The organism is Campylobacter sp. CNRCH_2016_3089 (assembly GCF_025772505.1).
Lineage (GTDB): Bacteria > Campylobacterota > Campylobacteria > Campylobacterales > Campylobacteraceae > Campylobacter_D > Campylobacter_D lari_D.
Genome location: NZ_JAKMSF010000008.1, coordinates 12,355 through 33,961, shown reverse-complemented (window position 1 = coordinate 33,961; position 21,607 = coordinate 12,355). Strand labels below are relative to the sequence as shown.

The window sequence follows — 21,607 nt, the reverse complement described above, 5'->3', positions numbered from 1 at the left end:
TGTGGATGAGAATATTTTAAAAAGTTTAGATTCTAGTGAAAAAGAAAACTTACAACAAGGATTAAAAGCCTTAATAGAGCAAACCTATGTTATAGAAAATGAATATAAGCAACTTAATGAAAACTACACTGCATTAAGACAAATGGTAAGTGAGATTATAGAGGTTTTGCCTATGGCTTTGTGGATTTTAGACGCAAATAAAAATATTATTTTGCAAAACAACCTAGCTACACAAAAGCCAAAGCTTTTAGAATGCATTGATCTTGATAAAACACATTATGAACTTGAGTTTGATCATAAATTTTATCTAATCAAAATCACCTCTCATACTGATAAACTTATAGTAAATGCAACAGATATTAGTGATGAAAAAAGAAATGAAAGGTTAGCTAGCATGGGAACAGTTGCAGCACACCTAGCACATGAAATACGCAATCCTATAGGTTCTATTTCTTTATTAAGCTCTACTTTGTTTGAAAGAAGTGAGTTAAAAAATAAGCATATAGTTTTAGAAATCCAAAAAGCAATTTCAAGAGTAGAGCGTATTGTAAATTCTACTTTACTTTTTACAAAAGGAGTACATGTTAATTTAAATGAGTTTAATTTACAGGAGTTACAAGATGAGTGTGAGCAAGCTATTGGAGCTTATAATTATCTAGCTAATATCGATTTTAAATTTGAATTTTTAGATTTAAAAATCAATGCAGATAAATCTTTACTTGCTTTAGTTTTGCAAAATTTACTTTATAATGCCATAGATGCTATTGAAGAAAGCGAAAATGATGATGGTTATATAAAGGTTAAGTGCGAACAAAAAGAAGATAGGGTTTTTATTAAAGTTTATGATAATGGTGTAAGTATCAAAGATAAAAAAATGGTTTTTGAGGCTTTTAAAACAACTAAATTAAAAGGTAATGGTTTAGGTCTTTCTTTATCAAAACAAATTATTGATGCGCATAATGGAGTTTTAGGTTTTGATGAAAATCCAAAATGTTTTTTTATAGAGCTTAAAATTTAAGCTCTATAAAATAAATTTTTTCTTAAAATAATAAAAATATTTGTCCTCATAGCTCAGCTGGATAGAGCGCAGAATTCCTAATTCTGAGGTCGCAAGTTCAAACCTTGCTGGGGACACCATTATTATTTAAATGCATTTCTTACATTTCTTTAAACCTCTATTTTTAGGTATTTGTAGTATTTTATTTATTTCTTTTATTTCATTTATTTGATATAATTTCAATACCCATTTTATACCCAGCGTTATTTTTTATAGGTATTGGGTATATTTTTGGTATTTTTTGGGTATAAAGGGGCGAAAAATGGCACTCTCTCAAAGTGATATAGAAGCATTAAAAATAAAGGAAAAACAATACTTAGTTCCGCTCGGTGAGCCAAAAGAGCTTTATTTAAAAATTCATCCTACAGGTAGAAAAGTTTTTCAACTTAGAGAACAAAAATTAAAAAAATATATAACCATAGGAGAGTTTAGAAAAGGATTGTTAAGTCTTGCAGAAGCTAGAAAAGAAGCGATTAAGATTTTGCAACAATTAAGAAGCGGGGATTTTATCGATAATAAGAATAAAAAATTTACATTAAATATGGCAAATGATCATTATATGGAAACTATAGGAAAAAAACTTTCATATTTTACTATCAAAAAGGAGCAGGGGACTTTTGTAAAATACATACAGCCTATGCTAGGAGAAAAGCCTATTAATTTGCTAGAAAAGAAAGACTTTCTTCCTATTTATGATCATATGAATTCAAAAAATATTTATTCAACTTTAAATAAAAGTATTGCTTTTATTTGCAGAATTTTAGAACTTGCAAGACAAAGAGGAGAATTAAAAACTAATATTATTGCAGATTTGAAAGATTTACAAAAGTACTATAGATTAATCAATGATGATTGCAATGTGAAGCATTTTAAAGCTTTGGTAGAAGAAAAAGAGGTTAAGTTTATGCTCGAATGTATGAAAGAGTATAGGCAAAGAGCTAGGGTTAATGTGAATATTATAAATGCAATTTATTTTACGCTTTTGACAGCACAAAGAAGTAAAAATATACGATTTGCTAAATGGAGTGAGATAGATTTTGATAATAATCTTTGGGTTATACAAGCTGAAGATATGAAGGTAAAAAGCAATGGTGAAAATATTATCCCATTGAATGAATATGCTTTAAAAATATTACAAATGCAAAAGATGTTTAATATAAACAAAGAATATGTGTTTTTTAATTTTGATAAATGCATTAGCGATAACTTTGCAAGCAAGTTTTTCAAAATGTATGATTTGAAACATACAATACATGGATTTAGAAGTACTTTTAGGAGTATATGTACAGAAAAAAGCAACGAGCTTATAAAACTTGGCATAGGCAAAGATATCGCTGAGATGATATTGCACCATGTAAATGGAAGTGAAGTTGAAAGAGCTTATAATAGAAGTAAGGCCATTGATTTAAGGAAACAGCTTATGAGTTGGTATGGCGAATACTTAAATTCCTTGTGTCCATTTGATTTTAAATGATAACTTTTTTAGATTTAAACCAATGATCTAGTTCTGTTTTTTTGTACCTGATTGTTTTAACATCAATCTTGTAGTGTGGCATGCCATTGCTTCTTGCTCTAAATTGTTGTAAAGGGTTTAATCCATACATTTGCTCTACTTGCTTTGGTGTTAAAAATTCTATATTTGACATGGGGTTTCCTTTAAATATTGTATTTTATATTGATGATTTTAAACAAAATGTCTTTGTATGCATTCCATACTTGCGTATAATCTTCACGACCATCGTTTAACTCTTCATTTTTTACATTTTTCCACCATGATATGCTTTCTTGTTTGCAACCTATGGCTATATCTTGAGAATTAAAGGATATGGAAAATTTTTCTACTTGTAATGAGCATATGTTTTCCATATCTCCTATGGTATTTGAAATTAAAGTATTTTTAAAAAATGGATTTGTAATTCTTGTTTTTAAGAAATTGTTTTCTCTTAAATCAGCCCCGCTAAAATCACAATCTATAAATCTAGCAGAATTTGAAAAAATGTTTTGTAGCGAGCAATTTTTAAAATTAGTTTCATTTGCAATTACATCTTGCATATAAGCGTTTTTTAAAACAGCATTTGTAAAAACAGCATTTGATATAATGCTTGATTGAAAATCGCAACATTGTAAAATGGCATTAGTGAAATCAGCCCCGATTAGATCTAAACTATTAAAACCTATGCCTGCTAAATTTTGCTCTTTAAAATTAGCATTTTTTAAAGATATTTTTTGCTTTCTACAAAAATCAAGTAGTTCGCTCAAACTAAATTCAGTTTTTTCTATAATAATATTTCCATTTTTGTCATAAATTGTAGCCATTTTATTTCCTCTTGTTTTGGAATTAATATTGTTTTTTTGTGGGTTTAGATGTGGTTTTCGTGGATATTGCCGATAACTTCAAAATCATAAAAATGCTTTTCAAAATAACTAAGTTCACCACCTTGTTCTGCATTCTCATCTTTAGATGTTATTACAAAACCATTTCTTCCAAACCTTACAACACCTATACATTTTTGTGCAAAATGACAAAGTGTTATAATATCATTCTCATAAATCTTTTTACCATTTTTATCATATAAGCCTGTCCAAAGTTCGATTTCACAATCACAACTCCAATTATCAAAAACCAAATCACCATAATGTGTTTCTCTTCGTATAAATCCAGCTAAAGAGTCTTCTCTATCAATACTATCAGAGTATTTAGATATTGTTCTGTTTTTAATAATATATGCTTTTAAATTATTATCCCAAATCCTAAAATCAAAATCTTTTAATTTCATTTTTCAATCCTTTGCTTGTATAGTTTTAGATATTTTTCTATATTTTCTTTATCAAATAATTGATAAAGAAAGTCAAAATAGTTTAAATCAATTAAGTAATCAAATAAAATTTTAATATCTTCTGTCATTTTAATATCATAATGTGGGTGTGATGATATTGCATTAATAGTCTGCCAACCACATCTATATAAACTCATAATTTTTAACTTTTTATCTAAGTTATCGCCGTTGTATTTTAATAACTCTAATTCCATAAAATCATTAAATACTTCACTAGCAAATATAGGTATGTGATTATATTTTTCATAATCACTTTTTCTAAGTTTATATAGTTCTATTTTGCAATCAAGATAAAATCTAAATTTTTCAACTTTATTACTAAAATCATAATTTGACTTATCTATTACAGTTTCCAAATAAGAACTAAAATCATAAATATATTCTGATGTATGTAAATCAATATTTTCTTTTTTCAATTGTTAATCCTTTAAGCTGTATTGTTTTTTAAAGTTAACTTTTTTATTAGTTCTTTATTGGTTTTGCAAACTTAAGTTTAAAAACTCTCCAGTAAATATAAAAATTCTTCTCCTTACAATGTTTTCTAAAAATTCATATGAGACACAATTAGGTATATTTACATACATTTTCATAGGTAAGAAATATCTAGACATATCAAATATAATAGCATTCTTAGCTTTATTTTCTAAAGCTTTTGTGCTATCAGACATATCTTTATTAAGTGTTATAGAGAATATAACTTCACTATTATTCATATAAACATTATAACTGCTAGAAATATTATTAAATATACCCCTCATTAAATCTATAATCACATCTTTATTTGTATTAATATATGATTTAATTTCCTTAATGGCTAAATTTTTCTTTAAAATCTTTCTTGTGGAACTTACTTTACCATCTACATAATAAATACTATGCTCTCCATCTTTTATTAAATCTCGTATCTTCATTTACAAACCTTTTTTAATTATTTAAACCCTAATCATGCCATTTACATCAATACTTTGATTAGTGTTAAAATTTTCTAATTCTTTCCCATACAAAGCATAAGCTACTGCATAACTAATTTTAATTTGTATCATTTTTTTTAACCTTTTCTATAATTTATGAAATTGTGTAAAATTGATATTTTCTGTATTGAATTTTTCTTTTATATGATTAACTACATATCTATGCGTAATATTTGGGTCAGATGTTTCCCAAAAATATCTTTTGTCTGTAGATATACAGCTTCCTTTAATTCTTTCTCCATCGTTTATCGTTGCCTCGTAAGCGCAAAAATAATGAGTTTGAATTTTTAAAAAGTTAAGTATTTTTTTCTGTATTCATATTAATCCTTAGTAACCAAATAAACAACCCAAGCTATTAAGGCTATTATTGATAATAAAAATATTGTTGAATGTATATAAAGCAAAGTAATCATATTAGTCCTTGTTCTATTTTTTAAATTTAAAAATCCTTTTACATTTTTTAAGATTATCTTTTGAGAAAATTTCAAGAATAAATAATCCTATGATAATTGCACAAATCCCAAGAAATGCAAAAGTTAAAGCTAATATTGAGATAATAATATTAAAAGCTTTTGAAAGAGCATTTAAAACAAATCTTATTGTTTTTGTAATCATAGCTTGCAATCCTCATAATCAGCTTTGTACCATTTGATAAAATTTAATTTCATATCACCACCTAATGCGCTTTTGTATTTAAAAGTCCACATTATGTTATTTTCTTTGTGTAATTTAGGTTTAGTTTTTCCATTTAAACTTGGTTCATTTGATTCGCGATAAAACGCTAATTTGTATGCCTCATCTAAGGTATAAGCACCAGGCATTTGATAAAACTTATTTTCATATTCACAGTAATTGCCTATATTTTTACTTTCTATTTCTTTAATTGTTTCAATCATGCATTTATAGAAATCAAAGCCTAAATTTTTAATTAAAAATCTGCAATAAGATATAATTAAAGGTATATATGATTCTGCATAGAATTTTTTAATTTCTCTGTAACAAACTTCACTAATAGCATCAGTAAGTTTATATATTTCTATGCTCTCATTACTGCTTCTAAATTCGTAGTAATAATTATAGTCAAAATCAAAAGCATTAAAGCAAAATATTACAATATCACACAAAGCGTCAATTTTTTCTAAGTCATTATTAGCTCTAAAATACTCGCTAATTTTTTCAAAAGCATTACCTAAAAATGCTTCTTGTTGATTTTCATAGGTTAAATGCCTTATTTCTCTATATTTAGCTAATCTTTCTTTGATTTCATTAAATTGTTTTCTTGTCATTTTTCGCCTTTCAATAATTCTTTTGCTTTTATCAAGAGTTTTTTTAAGTCATCTAGATTAGATCTTAAATCATCCTCATCGCACTCTTCCATGTAGTCAATTAAATCTAAGCATTCTTTGTTAATTAAAGCCAAAGCTCTTGCGTGTTCTATGGCTGTGTTAATTTTTTCTTTTAACATTTTTACTTACTTTAAAATGGAAGCTCACCATCATCTTCTAAAGTGGCATCTAAAGTATTAGTTTGTTGAGGTTTTTGATTAAAATTTTGTGCATATGGATCAAATGAAATGCTTTGAACTTGAAACTCATTTTGCTCTTGTGGTAATTTTTTATGTTTGGCTTTAAAGTTTTTATATACAACTGGCTCTTTTTGGTTTTTAAATTCATCAAGACTTTGCAGTTTTGAGTTAAAAATTCTACTAAGTACTATTTTATTTTCAACTTGATTGTTTTTATTTAAAAACTCTTCTGTGTCAAAACCCAAAAGCAAAGTTTTATTTGTTAGCTCATCAAGACTTGTAGCTTCTGTTTCTTTTCCGTAGATATTTGCTTTTGTTTTTTTGCTAAGATCAAGTTCTTCTATACCTAAAAATAGCATTATTGCGTTAAGTTGTCTAAAGCCTAAGTAGCTTTCCTTTTCGCCTTTTGAAGTTGTGTATGTAAAATCTCCATTCTTTGCAATAAATAAATTAAAATCAGCTAATTTATTGTGTTTTTGGCATACAAATTCACATTTTACAAAAGTATTTGTATGGCCTGTGTTGCCGATAGTATCATATAAGAATATTTTTCTAAAATAGCCACCATATAAACCACCTTCGTTTAAATATTCAAGTAGTGGCTGATAATTTGCCACTTCATAATTTGCTTTAAATGTTGGTATCATTTTTTAGTCCTTGTTTAAGTTCGAATATTTTATTTTTATCATCTAACAATTCTTTTATTTTCTCTCTTGTAAAGATATTGTTGTTTTTGATAAATGCATTTTGTTCTTCTTTATTTAAACCCATATCCTCTAATGTTTTTCTTAGTTCAAGCCCAAGTTTTTTTAGCTCATTTGCTTCATCTTTTATTAGCGTTGCTTTAGTATTGTTATAGTCTTTGATAGTATCTAATTCACTCTCATCTAACATTCCAAGACCGCAAATACTTAAAGTAACGCGCCTTTTAGCTTTAGTTATGGCTTTCATTAAAGCATTTGCTAGGTTATCTCCGCCCAAATTTTTAATATTTAAAGCTCCTGTGTCGCAATCTGTTCTACCATCTGGAGTGCTAGCATAAACCGTAACCATATAAATATCTCCAATTTGATTAGCTTCTGTTTTAGTGATAGATACTTTATGGATTTGTCTTAACTGATCTGTTGCTGTTTTTGTTGCATAAAGAGTTAATTTGCCATTAAGTTCAATGTACTCAAAAGGCTTAGTTAGCATATTGATGCCTAAACTATCGCAAATACTTTTTACATAAGAAGTTCTTTCTTCATCACTTAATTTTGATAAATCTCCTTTAACTAGTGCTAATTCATATGGATTAAAGTTAAAATTATTTTTTTGTGTTTTTTCAGCTACTACTAATTCACTCATTTTATGCTCCTTTTTTGATTTTTAAACACATTGAAGTGCTTTGTCTTATATATTCTTTTGGGATTTCTAATTTAGTAAAATCTAAAAAGCCTTTATAATCAATCGTTGTTCTATTTTGCGGATAAACACTAATATCCAAGCATTTAACTTTCTCGCCATTTGCTAACTCTATAAATTCTTTTTTAAGAGCTTCTAGTTTTTCTTTTATAGGCTTCATTGTGCTTTCAAGTCTAATTATTTCTAAGGCCAATTCTTTTGCATGAGTATCATCAAGTTCTTTGTAGTCGCTTTTTTGATTAACGAGATAATCTTTTATAAACTCATCTATTTTTCTAAGCATAAAATCTTGATATTCCTTATCGCTTTTAACCACACAATAAGTCAAATCATCATTCTCATTTAAGACTGCAAAAACACATTTTTCAAAACCACCTACAAAAAGTTGAAATTGGACTTGAGCGTAGTATTTTGGGCTAGGTTTTTTAAATTTTAACACTTGCTCGTATTCTTCGTTGTTAGTTGAGTATTTAAACTCGTATATTGTTTTTTCATCATCTATACCATCTAAAGAAGCCATAAAAAGCTCATTTTCTAAGCTTTGAATAACAATAGGAGTTATATCTTTTCCTATCATAAATTCCATTTTTGCTCTGATTAATTCCTCATACTCTCTACCTTTTTGCATGGCTTTATTGGTATATGGTTCAAAAAGTCCTTGTATAAGTTCTTTTGCCTTTTCTTTGCTTAAAAAAGCACCTTTTTCACCAATGCAAGAAGCGACTATACTAGCTGTGATTTTTCCTTTTCTAAACTCAAGCCATTCTTTAGAGCCTTGTTCTAATTTTATGATTTTATATTTCATTTGTTTTCTCCTTTAGTGTTTTTATTTTTTTAATTGCTAATTCTTCAGCGTTATCCATAGCTATAAGTCCTAACTCATCAAGTATTTTTATTTTAAAAGAGTGAAGTTCTCTAAGCTCTTTTTCTTTTTCTTCTAAAGCTAATAAGCTTTGATTGATTGCCTTGTTTTTAAGTCTGATATGATACTGGGCTTTGAAAAGCTTTATTTTTAAATCATCATCTTTTTTGAAAAACAACAACATCAAAGCTCCTTTGTTAATAAGCTTAATAGTTTAATGTTTTCAACTTCTATAGCCATTCTTAAGTTATTTTCACTTTTAAATAAGTCTTTAGCTTCTTTTAGTTTTTCTTCTAATAAAACTATTTTCTTTTTATATTCGCTGACTTCATTTGCATAATCATCAAAACGAACGTATGCCTTTTTGTTTATTACTTCTGCTCTCATTGATATTCCTTTCAAAATCTTTATACTCAAATGAGCGCAAAGCAAAAAGGAAAAAATATGTCTTATTGTTTATAATTAAGGAGTAATCGCAATGAAAAAAACTTAATGAATGTGATGTAAAATCAAAACAAAAATCTTTGCGCTCATTTGAGTATAAAAAGGGGTTTAAGAAAGCCGAAAGCCACGCTCTCTTTCGGTTATTGTGTTATAATTGTATTAAGCTTAGACTAAGCGTGGATATATATAATATGCTCTAAGGATTTTAGATGAGATAATTAACGAGCTTAATTATCTCTTTTATTAATTCTAAAATAAGAATTATAAAATCAATTATCTTGCTCACTAATAACCCCCTTTCTAAAAAACCGAAAGAGTAGCCATACTTAATACAATTGTTATTGTACAAAATTATTTCTTAACCCTTAAGTTTTCTGTCATTTTTAAAGTGCAAGAAAACATAAAATAGCACTATAAACATTTATACTAAGCCAAGTTTTTGGATAACTTGCTAACCCTTCTGCTATAAGAACTATCAACGCGATAGTAAAGCTTAATTTCCAAGCAGTCAAAAGCTTAATCAAGTCTTTTTAGTAAAAGACTTTGTTAAGCTTTAATAGCATTTAAAGTTTTTTGCGTTTCCTTTACTTTGGATATTAAATCCCAAATCTCAAACTCAACATTTTCTTTGTAAGTTTCTAAAGAAGTTGAAAACTCCCAATCTTCCATTTTGCACTCAAGATCTGTTATAAAATCTTCTATCAAATCTTTAAGATAAAAAAGATTTTTGCTACTCATACTCTCATCATGCATAAGCTCTTTAGCTAGAGTATCAGCTTCTCTTTCTCTTTTTTCTAAATCAAGGTGGCAACTATCTAACATTTTAAATCCTTTTTTTGTTTCTTAGGTTTCATTTGTTTCGATGAAGAAAGAATACAAAAAGTATGCTTAAATAATTATTAAAAAGAATACAAAATGTATTTTATTTTTTATGATATAATTTTGAGTATAAAAATAAAAGGAAGAAAGACGAAAAAGATAGTTTTGTATAGTTTACTTGTTTTAAATACAGGAGCATTTGCATACACAAGTGAAATTGTTGATGGGTATATAAGAGATAACGGAGAAGTGGTGCAGCCATATATAAGATATAGAAATGATAACGAAGGTTTTTACAATCCAAGCCCAATAGACCCGCCAAGTTATATTTATGATGATAGTTCATATGGTGAATATGAATATGACTTTTACGGTGAATATGAATAAAAATAATTTTAAAAATGTATTTATGATATAATTTTTTAAGAATGAAATATATTATGGAAAAAACATATGCATTTTTTTATATTTTTTATTGGTATTATAATTATGTACTTTATTATTATGTTTATAATAGAAAATAATAAAGAAAAAAAGAAAAAAATAGAAGATATAAATAAAGAAATATCTTTAATCAAAGCTAATTTGAATGAACTAAATGAAAGTTTTAAAATTCACTTTATAGAGAATATATATAAAATTCGTAAAGATTTTGATGAAACAAGAGAAAAAACAGAAAAAGATATTCTTTTGCTTGAAGAGTGTTGTAGCTTGTTACTTCAAGAGCGTGAAGAAAAAGATAGAAGTGAAGACAATGATGCTTTAAAGCAACTAATTGAAACAATATCAGATGATGAACATAGCATAGATGAAAGTTATAAAATAGCTGAAGATAAAAGAGAAGATATCATAGATGTAATGTATAAAGAAAATGACAAATTAAAAGAAAAATTAGCAGAATATGAGAAAAGGTTTGGAAAGATAGAATAATATTCGTGGATAATCATTAAACAAGCAAAAAAATACTATGGCTTAGCTTGTGATGGCGGTTATCAACTTGGCTGTGATGGATATAAAAGGTTGATGGGGTATTGATTAAAAAAATATACGTTTTCGTTACCTGATGTTTTACTTTTAATGATTATTTTTTCCAATATTAAACTATTGCTAATTTTAAAATCTATTATTTCCATATCATGAATGTCGATATGGTTTTTTTTGTAAACAAGTTTTATTTGTTTTTTGATTTGAATTACGCAATGATATACATTAATAGGATTCCCATCAATCGCATATCCAAAATTTGGCATAAGAATCTCACCTGTTTTTAGGCAAGGCATAATATTAATATTAACATCTCTGAGATCTTTAATATTTTTATCAGTATATAAAATATCAGTTTCCAGTGGAGATTTTATATAATCTATAACATCAGGCCAATTTTTCTGTATAATATTAAATAGCTCTTGATTGCACCATTGTTTATGAGGCAATATATCTATAAAATATATTAAATTATCATTATAATATGGTAAAAAACAATACAATAATTCCCTAGTTCTATTATATTCTTGTTTATTTTTAAGATATTCTCCTAGATGAAAGTGATGAATTCCGAAAGAAGATAACATTTTATCATTATTATCAAATCTTTTACTGAGCAAAGGATTAACATCTTCTCCTTTCTTTAATTTGTATTCTATTTTATTGACTGCCTTCCGTATTTTTTTATCTAGAATTCTTTCCTTGATCTCTTTTGATATAAATACCTTTCTTGGTTTAGCTGGTATAGAAAAATATATTTCTTTAAGATACTCTATAAAATAGTCTTTTGACTTATATTTTAATAATTCTTTCTTTAATTTTTTTTCAGCACATTTATTTAGCTGTGCAATAATTTCTTCGTAAGAAAAATTATTATCCATCACAATTAAACTTATATTTTTTTATACTTAAATTATCGACTTCATAATTTGGGACTTTATAGCATTCTTTAAAATTATTACCTTTTATAATCTTGATATAAGAGTTTGGAATAGCAATTTGATTTTTTATTCTTTGAGGGTTGCTATCATAATTAACCAAATTTAAAACTTCAATTTCTCCAAGCTTTAAAGCTATTTGCCTTTCTCTTTTTTCAATCTTATTCCATACTTTTTGATTAATTTGTGGATTTTGCGGAGTAATATTACTCATTAAGAATGTACTTCTTTGAGCTTGAGTAGTTTTTCTCATAGAGGCATTAGAAAGGGTATGTCCTCTATCATAACCACTATTCTTATAATCACTCCAAGTGGTACGATATTTTTTAGGTATATTTGTATCATCTTCAAAGCGCGGGCGTTTTTTGATTTGTTCGCCTTTTAGATTATCTGCTTCTAATTTATAAGCTACTGCTTTAGTACCTTTGTAGTTATAATCATAGCAATTAATATAATAAAATTTATCTAAAACTTGAGAGCAGTTTTGTTTAGTAAAATACTTTGCAAAATCTTTACTTGGCTTGTATTGTGTGTAATCAGCTAAGGCTAGAGTTGTTAATAGTGGTAAAATTATAAGTTTTTTCATTTGTTGTTATTTTTCATTTATAATTTTAACTTCAAATTCCTCAAAGCTAACAGGTTGTAGGTGATAAGGCGGGAAGCCAGATAGCATTGTTATTTGGGCTATCATTGGTCTTAAATATGAAAACATTATTGCAACGGCATTGTTTAGAAGAATTTTATTTTGTTCATCTTTAGTTTCAAAAGCAATTAATGATAGTATTGTTGTTGATATATGATAAATATTTTTATCTTTACTATTTGCTTTAATATTTAAATCTAGTTGAACTAAAAAATTATCATTTACTGTATCATCTTTTTTTTGTGCAGCAGCACCTATGGTATTTACACACTTAATTTCATCAATATCATCTTTTTTAATTTCTGGGTTTTGCTCGAAATTAAATTTTTTTATCTCTATTGATGAAATTTGGAATATACCTTGTTTTATTTTGCTCATTGTAGTTCCTTGTATTTAAGCTGCTTGATAAAAGCAGTTGTTGTATTTTATGTTTTCATTTAGCGTTTTATTAATATCAGAATATTGTCTTTTGATTGAATTATTTTTTTGACTAATATATTCTTTAACTCTATCTATTGTTTCAGAATGCTTGTTAACTCTATCTATTATTTCAAAACACTGTTTAAGGATAGAATCAAATTTGTGTTCTTTAAGCAACAATTTTAATTGCTTTGCAAATTTTTTGGCCATTTGTTCTCGATATTTTAAATCCCAAGCATGTTTCTTAAAAGGATATTTAAAATACGCTCCATCTAAAAAATTACGAAAAATATGCCCTAAAAAATAAAATATATCGTTCTCATTACAATAATTTATTATTAAGTTATTGTTTTCATTGAAAGTAACAAATTTTTTACCACTGGTTTTATTTAATGTTATTTTAAAAAAATTACAAATACTGCGTATATCTATTTTTATTTTTTCTTTTTTAATAATATCAAATACTTCATTAGCATCTAAAGTATTTGTATTGCATTGGGGTATCTTTTCCCAAAGTTTTTCTAATAATACAACATTATGCCAATATTGATTGTTTTCTTTTAGTAGTATTTTTTTAAAAATACTAAATCTTCTTTTAGAATTCAATTTTCTTTTTGCCATTCTGTTAAGTTTCCATATGTTTTTTTTGAAAATATTTGAGTTTTTTCTATTTCATCTTTTTCCATGATTAGCTCATCTACTCCTTGATATATTGTAACATATTTTTCTAATTTTTGTAGTGCTATTTTAATTTGACTCTTGGTTATACTTGTTTGCGATATATCTACTACATAAAAAGAAAATCCTTCTTTAATACAAAATTTTGTTAAATAGTTTACTTTGTTTACTTTATCTATTTTTTGCGCTCTGATTGTTTCTTTTTTTGTCATATTAATAGAATAAAGAAGCCAGTTTAGCTCATTAAACTTATCTTCACAAAATACTTCTTTTAAGTTGCTTTGTTTTTTAATAAATTTATTGTTTTCTTCTATGATGTTTTTTGTATTCATCTTACAAACTCTATAAAATTTTTAAAGGTTTCAACTGTCATTTTTGATACAACTACCCCTATGATTTCACACTGTGCAAAATCGCTAATTTTAACTTCTTTATAGTCTTTGTTTTCAGATACTAAATAAATAAAATCGCAAAAAGCTTCTTTTTTAATTTTTTTACAATATAGATCTTCGCCTTGTCTAAAAATAACTATATCAGCACTCGATATAGTACCAAGAGTATTTTTGCTTCTATCAATAACAACAAAATCTCCATGTGTTAAAAGTGGCTCCATGCTATCGCCATTTATTTTTATAATATCGTAGCTTTTTTTTATAGGAATGTCTAAAATCTCTTTTAGAAAACTTCCATCAACACAAATACTAGTATAATTTATATCTTGTGCTAAAACTCCATATCCAGCTGAAGCAGAAACATCAGGATAGTATTTAAATTCGATTTGATTGTAGTTTTTATTTGTTGAGGTAAAGGATAACAACTCTTCAATTGGAACATTTAAAATCTCTGCTATTATAGGTAACTTATTAATACTCGGGCTTCTTGTGCCTTGCAGATTATTATTAAACCATGATTTTACCGTAGATAGTGAAGGGTTGTATCCTTTTTTAGAACATGCTTGTATAAAGTCTTGATAGTTGGAAAATTTGGAGTATAGTAAGTCCTGTAATTTTTTAGTATCTACATTTTTCATATCTTTACCTAATCTATAAAATTAAAACAAAAATATCGACAATAAGTATTATTTTTTATACAAATTGTATCATATTTTGTAAATACAAAAAGCATACTTAACCTTAATATTTAAAATAATTTTAAGATTACATAATGTATTCTTACGATATGAAAAAAATCGATTATTACAAAATAACAAAAATTTTAAAAAAGCATTATTCTGAAAGCATGACTCGAGATATAAAAATAAATAAGAGAAGAGTATCTTTTAAAAAACAAATAGAGTTTAAAAGGTTATATGGAATTCCACATGAGTTTTGGGTAGATGTGCGTTCTAATCTTACAAATATACCAAAAAGAGGAAGAAAACCAAAAAAGGAGTGTGAGTGAAAGAGCAAAACAAAAGAATTGAAGATATTTCTATGGATTTAAAAGAAATACTTTTAATCATGAGAAAGCATAACTTAGGTGACCAAGCTAAGATTTTAAAAATGCTGAATGCTTTTTATGAAAATAGCATTTAAGTTAAACCGATTGTGGTTGCTGGTGGCATTTAATTGTCACATTAGAATTTTAACAAAATTAAGGATGTTTTATGAGTGTGATTAACTACTTGCTTTCGGGTCTTAGTATAGGATTTTAATCGGAGTTTTTATTTATTTTTTGTCTCATTTTTTACATCAAAAGTTCAAAGATAAATATAAATCAGCCAAGAGGAAATAAATTAAGGAAAAATGATGAGTATACCGCATTTTAAAGCTAGTTTAGAAGTGGCTTTAGGAGATAAAAAGCCACTTAGAGCTAGAAGAGGTTTTACAAAAGTAGCTAATACGATTTTTTATGGTGGCTTAAGTATGGATGCTTTGGCTCTTTACTTACAGCTTAAGAGAATGAGTGAAAAAACTTTAGTAAGTGAAATTTACTTAAGAGAACTTATTTTAATCAAAAAAGATACAAGAATAAGCTTGCAAAGATTAAGACTTGCTAAAGATGAATTAATCAATTTTAATCTACTTCAAATTAAAAAAACAAATCATCATAGATTTAATTATGAGTGGATTTTAAAAGATGAAAACAATGAAATAATTAAGCATTTTAACAAAACTGAATATAAGCTTAAAAGTGCTGATAAAAAACCAAGCAAAATATTTAAAAATAATACTTCTTCCGTAGTCGGAAATTTGAATACGGAAAAAGAAAAAAATGAAAATTCCCTATATATAGAAACACGCACGCACGCGTATAAAGAAAATAATATAAATATAAATATAAATAATAATAAATTTATAAATTTAGAAAATTTAGAAAATAAAGAGAATACAAATAAAAATAATAACGCTACGCGAACTTTTTTTGTTGTTGATTTTGGAGCTTTAAAAACACAGGAGTTTAGCATGGGTAAATTTAAAAAACCTAGTGTAGATGATCTAATGGAGCAGATTAATAACTTTAATCAAAAACACAATACTTGCTTTGATGAGAGTTTGGCTGAAGACTTTATAGAGTATTGGGATGTTAGGCAGTGGAAGAGAGGCAACAAAAAAATGGCTTCTGTTGCTGGTAGCTTACATACTTGGCTCAAATATGCAAAGGAAAATGCATTAAGAAAAAATGCTTTTAAAGTTAGAAAAAAAGAGGCTGAAGCTTGTGTGGTGAGCTCTTTGATGGATTATTATGGATTTGAAGATAGTCAAGAACAAAAATATATTGATGTAGTAAGTATTAGTTGAGGGTGAAATGAAAGAAAATGTTAAAATTTTAATGAATTTGTTAGAGCTTAATCAAGCTCAAGCGGTGGATATAGTGGGCAGATATTTAAAAGATGTCAAAGATATACATGTTTTTTTAGATTATTATTTTGAGACATGTATGAGTGAAAAAATCATCGGTTCTACTTATGAAAAACTTAGAATTGTTTGCAAGATAGCACAACTTGAGTTTAAAGAACGATTTGAGAATAAAGAAAGTTTTTTAAAATGGCTTTTTAGAAATTACAAGTCAAGAGCTTTTTTTAGATTATATAAAAATGATTTTACATATGAATATTTTGCTTATGATAGTTTCAAAAATAAAGTAAAACTTGAAAATAGTTCAAATGATTGTTTAATATGTATAAATGGCTTTAAAGAATTAACATATCACGATGGGTCTTTGGTGGAAGATGGGTATTTTAAAGAGGCGCTTATAGACTTCATGTTTAAAAATCAGCATAGAGTTGGTAAAGATTTGAGCTTGGATATTCAAAAGATAGAATTAAAAACAGAACTTTGCCATCAAAAAACAAAAGAAGAAGAAAAAATATTGCACTTGCAAAATTTGGAAAAGTTTTCTCAAAAACTAAAAGAAAAAACCAGCACCAATTTTAATTATTTAAGCAAAAATAAAGAAAAGGTAATACGATGAGCTATTCTTTAAAATTAGAGCTTAAAAACAACCCTGTGCCTTATAAAAGAACAACTCAAAGGGCTAAGTTTGTTTGCAAGGACTATCTTAAGTATTTAGATTTTAAAAAATACTTGCAAATTGAGTTTAGGAAGCAAAATGGAATAAGCCCTAATCAAGCTTTTGACTCTAAAAAGCAATACGAGTTTTCTTTAAAAATAGGTTTTAACAATAAAAAGCATGGTGATGCAGATAATATCGTAAAGGCTGTATTGGATGCACTATTTGAAAATGATAAGAATGTGTTAAAAGGGAAATATGAAATTGTTGCTTTTAAAAAGGCTTTTTTGGATTTAGAAATTAGCCAATATGATTTTAAGGAAGGATTATCTTATGAGCAATAAAGTATTAACAAAAGATGAGTTAGAGCAAAAAGTTGATGAGTTTTTTGCTACAAATACACCACTTGCTGAAACAAAAGAAAAAACTATTTATGCGCCAAAGACAATAGAAAGTCTAGCTGTATTTTTAGGTGTTACGACAAAAACTCTTAGTATTTGGGAGAAAGATGCAGAATTTGGAGAAATAATTCAAATAGCTAAACAAAGATGCGCTAGCTCTATAATAGATCATTCTTTGATAGGCACTTACACTCCTAGCATAAGCATGTTTTTGCTTAAAAACAATCATGGCTATGTAGATAAACAAGAAGTGGTTAGTGATAGTGTTCAAAAAATAGAAATCATAAGAAGTGAAGTTAAATGCAATTAAAACTTGATTTTTCTTACACTCCGGCACAACTTAAAGTTTTTGATGATAAAAATCCACGCTTCATAACTGTAGCAAAGGGGAGAAGATTGGGTTTTACAAGAGGAAGTGCAAAATATGTAATAGAAAATCTTTTAATGGGGTTAAATGTTCTTTGGGTTGACACGGTTCAAAGCAACTTACAGAATTATTTCGAGCTTTACTTTATGCCTGAGCTAAAAAAACTCCCAAAAGAATTTTATTCTTGGAGCGTTCAAGATAAAAAACTCATTTTAAATAATGCTGTGCTTCATATGAGAAGTGCTGAAAGACCTGAAAATATAGAAGGCTTTGGCTATGATTTGGTAATTTTAAACGAAGCAGGAATTATCTTAAAAGGCTCTAAAGGGGAGTATCTTTGGTACAACGCCATACGCCCTATGTTGCTTGATAATCCTAAATCAAGAGCGATTATAGGTGGAGTTCCTAAAGGAAAAAATCTTTTTTATGAGCTTTGTAAAAAAGAATTAAGTGATGAAAATTGGAAACATTTTCAGTTCTCAAGTTATGATAATCCTTTTTTGAGTAAAGATCAAATCAAAGAGCTAATCGAAGAAGTAGGCGGAGAAGATAGTGAAGTAGTTAAACAAGAAATTTATGGAGACTTTATAGATAACTCTAGTGCAGAACTTTTTGCTTTAAGTGATATTGAAAAAAGTATGAATGTTGTTAGTTTTGATATGCAAAAAATGCAAGGAGACAATATATGGGGACTTGATGTAGCAAGATATGGAGATGATAAGAGCGTTTTGGTCAAAAGAAAAGGTTTTGTTGTAGATGAGATTAAAAAATATAGTGGGCTTAGTATTAGTGCTTTAGCAAATGTTGTTTTAGCAGAATTTAATAAAGACAAGGAAAAGCCACGAGGTATTTTTATAGATACTTGTGGGCTTGGAGTTGGTGTATATGATATATTGAGTGATTATGGCTTGCCTGTATTTGAGGCAAATTCTGCAAATTCTGCAACTAGCAATGAATACTTAAACAAAAGAGCGCAAATGTATTTTACTTTGGCTAAAAACATAAAACATATGCAAATTATCAAAGATGATGAGCTAAAAAAAGATTTACGCATGATTGAATATGAGTATTCTGATAAGGGGCTTTTAAAGATAAAGGCAAAAGAACAGATAAAAAAAGATTACGGAAAAAGCCCTGATACTAGTGATGCTTTAGCTTTAACTTTCTTTGAAAAATTGCACCCAAAAAACAATACTAGTGAAGATTGGAGTTATGATGGCTGGTGAGTTTTTAATGGTATATGAGAATATAGATCCGCTTAAAATTAAAGAGTTAGCTAAGAAAGAAGATGATGTTATAAAAATAATTTTGGCTAAGTGGATATTAGATCTTTTTGGGGGTTTTAGAAATATTTCTAAAAAGCAATACAAGAGAGAAATGGTGAAAATTTTAAAAGAAAAAGGTGTGAGTGATGATGATATTGCTAAGCTAACAAAGCTTAGTAAAGTTACCATATGGAGAATTAATAATGAAAAATAAAGAAGAAAAAATTACATATTTAGTAAAACTTATAAGTGAAAGTAAAAATGCTTATGAAAAATACAAGCCTTATTTTTCTGCCTTGCAAGATGCATATTTATTAAAAAATGAAAAAAAAGAAATTTATGAAAAAAGAAACAAATCTTGCATCTTTATACCAAAGATTAATGCAAAAATTAAATATTTAATAACTGCTTTAAATGATGTGTATTTTAACAGTGAGAGAATGGCAGATATTGAAAGTTATATTAATTCAGATGAGCAAATTATAGCTATGTGGCAAAGAGCTTTAGATTTTTATACAGGAGAAATTAATTTGTTTAAGCTCTTTCAGCCTTTATTTTTAGATGTTTTAACAACAGGAACATCAATAGCAAAAGTAACTTGGCACAAGGGTATGCCTCGTATTGAAAGAGTTGGTATAGATGAGGTTTATTTTGATCCAAATGCTTTAAATAATGATGATATTAGTTTTATCGTAAATGAGATTTATCTTTCACATGCACAAATTAAGCAAAGGCAAAAATTAGGATTTTATCAAAAGACAAATATAGATGCGCATTTTGACAAAAATGAAGAGTTTAAAAAGGTTAAGTTATATGATATTTATGTGAAAAAAGATGATGATAAATGGGTTGTTTCAACACTTTTAGAAGAGGAATTGTTGCGCGATGATGTGGTTTTAGAAGATGGACAGCCTTTTGTTTGGGGGTCAATGCTTCCACAATTAAAAACAATAGACAATGAAGAATATGTGTGTGCTTATGGCGAACCTGTTATGTCAAGTGCATTGTCTTTGCAAAAAGAAATAAATATCACAAGAAATCTTTTAATAGATGCAATGAGAAGTGCATTAAACCCAAAAATAATACTTCAAAAATCTGCCGGAGTTTCAAGAGAAGACTTAGAGACTGTTGGCAAGCCAATATATCTTACAGAGCCTTCAAGTGTTGGTTTTTTGCCAACACCGAATATAAGTAGCTCGGGAGTTAATTTAGAACTCTTAGAGAGTGAAATCACAGAGGTTACTGGTGTTAGCCCACAAAATAACGGCGCGCAAACTGCACAAAATGAAACTGCTACTGAAATTAGCATAAAAGCACAAGAAGGTGGTCGAAGAAGTGCAGATTATATTAGATCATATAATGAGACTTTTGTAGAGCCTTTGTTTGATAGATTTGCAAAACTAGTATTTAAGTATGGAAATGATGAATTTTTTAATGGGTTTACAAGAGAGGATATACCTAGTTTTAGATTTAATATACAAACAGGTACTGGAGCTATGAATAAAGAAGTTAGAAGAGCAGGACTTCAAGCAAGTATGCAAGTATTTTCACAACTTTATCAAATGTATATGAGTATAGGGGATATGCAAAGTGCATATGGAATTGTTAAAGCTAATGAAGAGTTAGTTAAAGAACTTTTACCTATTTTGGGGATAAAAAATGTCAATTCTTTATTTGCTTTCAACAAGGGTATGCAATGAAGATTTTATTGGATTTAAATTTTGATATACAACAAACAAAAGGAGGTAAGAGGCTAGTTGATTTTATAGATAAAAAATACCAAGAATGTTTTGCAATGGCAAAAAACCAACAACAAACAGCAGAGTATAGGCTAAAAGCTTTAGAGCAAATGGCTTTTTTAGACACGATAATAAATTTACTAAAGGAAGAAGATGATGAATGAACAAATGAATGAAAATGATGCTTTAAATGAACTTTTAAACTCACTTAATGACAATGAAGAAACCATTCAAAACAAAGAGGAAGGACAAGAAGTAGAGCAAGTAGAACAAGATGAACAAAATAATCAAGATTTATCTAAACTTTTAAAAGAGCAAGCAAATGAAATTAAAACCTTAAAAGAAAGCTTAGCACTACTTAATAATAAAAATAAGCCAAGTAAAGAAGAAGAAGAAAGGAAAGAGTATTTAAAGCAATTAGGGCTTGATGGAATTGATGAAAGGCTTAAAAAACTAGATGAATTAGAAGCAAAAGCTAAGCAAAAAGATGAGGAAGAAAGCTTGCGTGCTAAATACATGGAGGTTGAAAGAACAATTAGAAAAGAGTATCCAAATGCTGACTTAAAAACTATGGGAGAATTAGCAAACAAACTTGGTGGATTAGCAAGTGGAGATTTACAAAGCTGGAGAACACTTTTGGCTATGGTTTATAAAAAAGATATTGGTAAAAAGGCAGATGAGAGCCTACCTAGATCAAATTACGCAGGTGGCGAGAGTGATTTTAACTCAAAAATAAAAAAAGGTGATGATATTTCTAATATTGATTTAGGAAAAGAATTATTATCTTTAGTTTAAAGAGG

At 27.6% G+C, this 21,607-nt stretch carries 34 protein-coding genes and 1 tRNA gene; 16 read left to right on the top strand and 19 right to left on the bottom strand.

The window, feature by feature from the left end; genetic code table 11:
- Nucleotide 1 precedes the first annotated feature (1 nt).
- From L8W69_RS06525 to L8W69_RS06515, 3 genes are all read left to right on the top strand, one after another.
- Nucleotides 2-1,018: a sensor histidine kinase gene (locus L8W69_RS06525; protein ID WP_263659366.1), complete on the top strand. Its 1,017-nt coding sequence runs from the start codon at nt 2-4 to the stop codon at nt 1,016-1,018.
- A gap of 42 nt (nt 1,019-1,060) precedes the next feature.
- Nucleotides 1,061-1,137, top strand: a tRNA-Arg gene (locus tag L8W69_RS06520).
- A 182-nt stretch (nt 1,138-1,319) separates the two neighbouring features.
- Nucleotides 1,320-2,531, top strand: coding sequence for a tyrosine-type recombinase/integrase (locus tag L8W69_RS06515; protein WP_263666728.1), 1,212 nt, complete (start codon nt 1,320-1,322; stop codon nt 2,529-2,531).
- On the opposite strand, the gene L8W69_RS06510 is transcribed toward L8W69_RS06515, so the two are convergent.
- The 13 genes from L8W69_RS06510 to L8W69_RS06450 form a co-directional block, all read right to left on the bottom strand.
- Nucleotides 2,524-2,703: a DNA-binding protein gene (locus L8W69_RS06510; protein ID WP_039625719.1), complete on the bottom strand. Its 180-nt coding sequence runs from the start codon at nt 2,701-2,703 to the stop codon at nt 2,524-2,526. The genes L8W69_RS06515 and L8W69_RS06510 overlap by 8 nt on opposite strands.
- A 10-nt stretch (nt 2,704-2,713) precedes the next feature.
- Nucleotides 2,714-3,373: a pentapeptide repeat-containing protein gene (locus L8W69_RS06505; RefSeq protein WP_263666727.1), complete on the bottom strand. Its 660-nt coding sequence runs from the start codon at nt 3,371-3,373 to the stop codon at nt 2,714-2,716.
- 44 nt (nt 3,374-3,417) lie between these two features.
- Nucleotides 3,418-3,834 carry a YopX family protein gene (locus tag L8W69_RS06500; RefSeq protein WP_263666726.1) on the bottom strand — a complete coding sequence of 139 codons (417 nt, stop codon included), beginning with the start codon at nt 3,832-3,834 and terminating at the stop codon, nt 3,418-3,420.
- On the bottom strand, nt 3,831-4,310 hold the full coding sequence (locus L8W69_RS06495) for a hypothetical protein (protein WP_263666725.1): 480 nt from the start codon (nt 4,308-4,310) through the stop codon (nt 3,831-3,833). Before L8W69_RS06495 ends, L8W69_RS06500 begins: the two co-directional genes overlap by 4 nt.
- Nucleotides 4,311-4,364: 54 nt before the next feature.
- Entirely contained in the window at nt 4,365-4,805 is a 441-nt protein-coding gene (locus L8W69_RS06490; RefSeq protein WP_263666724.1) for a hypothetical protein, read from the bottom strand.
- Nucleotides 4,806-5,476: 671 nt separating this feature from the next.
- The gene (locus L8W69_RS06485; RefSeq protein WP_263666723.1) at nt 5,477-6,151 is read right to left on the bottom strand and encodes a hypothetical protein; all 675 of its coding nucleotides are present in this window, start codon (nt 6,149-6,151) and stop codon (nt 5,477-5,479) included.
- On the bottom strand, nt 6,148-6,330 hold the full coding sequence (locus L8W69_RS06480; RefSeq protein WP_263666722.1) for a hypothetical protein: 183 nt from the start codon (nt 6,328-6,330) through the stop codon (nt 6,148-6,150). The genes L8W69_RS06485 and L8W69_RS06480 overlap by 4 nt, the downstream gene beginning before the upstream one ends.
- Before the next feature lie 11 nt (nt 6,331-6,341).
- Nucleotides 6,342-7,037 carry a hypothetical protein gene (locus L8W69_RS06475; RefSeq protein WP_263666721.1) on the bottom strand — a complete coding sequence of 232 codons (696 nt, stop codon included), beginning with the start codon at nt 7,035-7,037 and terminating at the stop codon, nt 6,342-6,344.
- A complete protein-coding gene (locus L8W69_RS06470; protein WP_074692789.1) occupies nt 7,021-7,737 on the bottom strand; it encodes a hypothetical protein in 717 nt (238 codons plus the stop codon). The genes L8W69_RS06475 and L8W69_RS06470 overlap by 17 nt, the downstream gene beginning before the upstream one ends.
- Nucleotide 7,738: 1 nt before the next feature.
- Nucleotides 7,739-8,599: a lambda-exonuclease family protein gene (locus tag L8W69_RS06465; protein ID WP_263666719.1), complete on the bottom strand. Its 861-nt coding sequence runs from the start codon at nt 8,597-8,599 to the stop codon at nt 7,739-7,741.
- The gene (locus L8W69_RS06460) at nt 8,589-8,840 is read right to left on the bottom strand and encodes a hypothetical protein (protein ID WP_214115094.1); all 252 of its coding nucleotides are present in this window, start codon (nt 8,838-8,840) and stop codon (nt 8,589-8,591) included. The genes L8W69_RS06465 and L8W69_RS06460 overlap by 11 nt, the downstream gene beginning before the upstream one ends.
- Nucleotides 8,840-9,043 carry a hypothetical protein gene (locus tag L8W69_RS06455; RefSeq protein WP_039625728.1) on the bottom strand — a complete coding sequence of 68 codons (204 nt, stop codon included), beginning with the start codon at nt 9,041-9,043 and terminating at the stop codon, nt 8,840-8,842. Before L8W69_RS06455 ends, L8W69_RS06460 begins: the two co-directional genes overlap by 1 nt.
- Nucleotides 9,044-9,646: 603 nt before the next feature.
- Nucleotides 9,647-9,922 carry a hypothetical protein gene (locus tag L8W69_RS06450; protein ID WP_214135326.1) on the bottom strand — a complete coding sequence of 92 codons (276 nt, stop codon included), beginning with the start codon at nt 9,920-9,922 and terminating at the stop codon, nt 9,647-9,649.
- Nucleotides 9,923-10,084: 162 nt separating this feature from the next.
- Here L8W69_RS06450 and L8W69_RS06445 point away from each other — a divergent pair, with 162 nt between their 5' ends.
- Together L8W69_RS06445 and L8W69_RS06440 are read left to right on the top strand one after the other, a co-directional pair.
- Complete coding sequence (locus L8W69_RS06445; RefSeq protein WP_257402322.1) at nt 10,085-10,306, top strand: hypothetical protein; 222 nt, start codon at nt 10,085-10,087, stop codon at nt 10,304-10,306.
- Between the two features lie 102 nt (nt 10,307-10,408).
- Nucleotides 10,409-10,849 carry a hypothetical protein gene (locus L8W69_RS06440; RefSeq protein ID WP_263666716.1) on the top strand — a complete coding sequence of 147 codons (441 nt, stop codon included), beginning with the start codon at nt 10,409-10,411 and terminating at the stop codon, nt 10,847-10,849.
- A gap of 62 nt (nt 10,850-10,911) precedes the next feature.
- On the opposite strand, the gene L8W69_RS06435 is transcribed toward L8W69_RS06440, so the two are convergent.
- The 6 genes from L8W69_RS06435 to L8W69_RS06410 are packed head-to-tail and all read right to left on the bottom strand — an operon-like array spanning nt 10,912 to nt 14,612.
- Entirely contained in the window at nt 10,912-11,784 is an 873-nt protein-coding gene (locus L8W69_RS06435) for a hypothetical protein (protein ID WP_263666715.1), read from the bottom strand.
- Complete coding sequence (locus tag L8W69_RS06430) at nt 11,777-12,427, bottom strand: DNA/RNA non-specific endonuclease (protein WP_263666713.1); 651 nt, start codon at nt 12,425-12,427, stop codon at nt 11,777-11,779. The genes L8W69_RS06435 and L8W69_RS06430 overlap by 8 nt, the downstream gene beginning before the upstream one ends.
- 6 nt (nt 12,428-12,433) lie before the next feature.
- Nucleotides 12,434-12,862 (bottom strand): protein-export chaperone SecB, encoded by a 429-nt coding sequence (locus L8W69_RS06425; protein ID WP_257939471.1) that lies wholly within the window; start codon nt 12,860-12,862, stop codon nt 12,434-12,436.
- A 15-nt stretch (nt 12,863-12,877) separates the two neighbouring features.
- Nucleotides 12,878-13,525, bottom strand: coding sequence for a hypothetical protein (locus L8W69_RS06420; protein ID WP_257939470.1), 648 nt, complete (start codon nt 13,523-13,525; stop codon nt 12,878-12,880).
- On the bottom strand, nt 13,507-13,914 hold the full coding sequence (locus L8W69_RS06415; RefSeq protein ID WP_263666712.1) for a hypothetical protein: 408 nt from the start codon (nt 13,912-13,914) through the stop codon (nt 13,507-13,509). The genes L8W69_RS06420 and L8W69_RS06415 overlap by 19 nt, the downstream gene beginning before the upstream one ends.
- Entirely contained in the window at nt 13,911-14,612 is a 702-nt protein-coding gene (locus L8W69_RS06410; protein ID WP_263666711.1) for an XRE family transcriptional regulator, read from the bottom strand. Before L8W69_RS06410 ends, L8W69_RS06415 begins: the two co-directional genes overlap by 4 nt.
- 149 nt (nt 14,613-14,761) lie before the next feature.
- Here L8W69_RS06410 and L8W69_RS06405 point away from each other — a divergent pair, with 149 nt between their 5' ends.
- The 11 genes from L8W69_RS06405 (at nt 14,762) to L8W69_RS06355 (ending at nt 21,602) form a co-directional block, all read left to right on the top strand.
- A complete protein-coding gene (locus tag L8W69_RS06405; RefSeq protein ID WP_220701497.1) occupies nt 14,762-14,983 on the top strand; it encodes a hypothetical protein in 222 nt (73 codons plus the stop codon).
- Complete coding sequence (locus L8W69_RS06400; protein ID WP_263666709.1) at nt 14,980-15,117, top strand: hypothetical protein; 138 nt, start codon at nt 14,980-14,982, stop codon at nt 15,115-15,117. The genes L8W69_RS06405 and L8W69_RS06400 overlap by 4 nt, the downstream gene beginning before the upstream one ends.
- A gap of 213 nt (nt 15,118-15,330) precedes the next feature.
- A complete protein-coding gene (locus L8W69_RS06395; protein ID WP_263666707.1) occupies nt 15,331-16,323 on the top strand; it encodes a hypothetical protein in 993 nt (330 codons plus the stop codon).
- A gap of 7 nt (nt 16,324-16,330) precedes the next feature.
- Complete coding sequence (locus tag L8W69_RS06390) at nt 16,331-16,996, top strand: hypothetical protein (protein ID WP_263666705.1); 666 nt, start codon at nt 16,331-16,333, stop codon at nt 16,994-16,996.
- The gene (locus L8W69_RS06385; protein ID WP_263666704.1) at nt 16,993-17,379 is read left to right on the top strand and encodes a RusA family crossover junction endodeoxyribonuclease; all 387 of its coding nucleotides are present in this window, start codon (nt 16,993-16,995) and stop codon (nt 17,377-17,379) included. The genes L8W69_RS06390 and L8W69_RS06385 overlap by 4 nt, the downstream gene beginning before the upstream one ends.
- Complete coding sequence (locus L8W69_RS06380) at nt 17,369-17,746, top strand: DNA-packaging protein (RefSeq protein WP_257402309.1); 378 nt, start codon at nt 17,369-17,371, stop codon at nt 17,744-17,746. Before L8W69_RS06385 ends, L8W69_RS06380 begins: the two co-directional genes overlap by 11 nt.
- Nucleotides 17,737-19,029 carry a terminase large subunit domain-containing protein gene (locus L8W69_RS06375; protein WP_257402308.1) on the top strand — a complete coding sequence of 431 codons (1,293 nt, stop codon included), beginning with the start codon at nt 17,737-17,739 and terminating at the stop codon, nt 19,027-19,029. The genes L8W69_RS06380 and L8W69_RS06375 overlap by 10 nt, the downstream gene beginning before the upstream one ends.
- Complete coding sequence (locus L8W69_RS06370) at nt 19,019-19,282, top strand: hypothetical protein (protein WP_039625751.1); 264 nt, start codon at nt 19,019-19,021, stop codon at nt 19,280-19,282. Before L8W69_RS06375 ends, L8W69_RS06370 begins: the two co-directional genes overlap by 11 nt.
- Complete coding sequence (locus L8W69_RS06365; RefSeq protein WP_263666703.1) at nt 19,272-20,768, top strand: hypothetical protein; 1,497 nt, start codon at nt 19,272-19,274, stop codon at nt 20,766-20,768. Before L8W69_RS06370 ends, L8W69_RS06365 begins: the two co-directional genes overlap by 11 nt.
- On the top strand, nt 20,765-20,971 hold the full coding sequence (locus L8W69_RS06360; RefSeq protein ID WP_047208152.1) for a hypothetical protein: 207 nt from the start codon (nt 20,765-20,767) through the stop codon (nt 20,969-20,971). Before L8W69_RS06365 ends, L8W69_RS06360 begins: the two co-directional genes overlap by 4 nt.
- On the top strand, nt 20,961-21,602 hold the full coding sequence (locus L8W69_RS06355) for a hypothetical protein (RefSeq protein ID WP_263666702.1): 642 nt from the start codon (nt 20,961-20,963) through the stop codon (nt 21,600-21,602). Before L8W69_RS06360 ends, L8W69_RS06355 begins: the two co-directional genes overlap by 11 nt.
- The last annotated feature ends 5 nt before the right edge of the window (nt 21,603-21,607 follow it).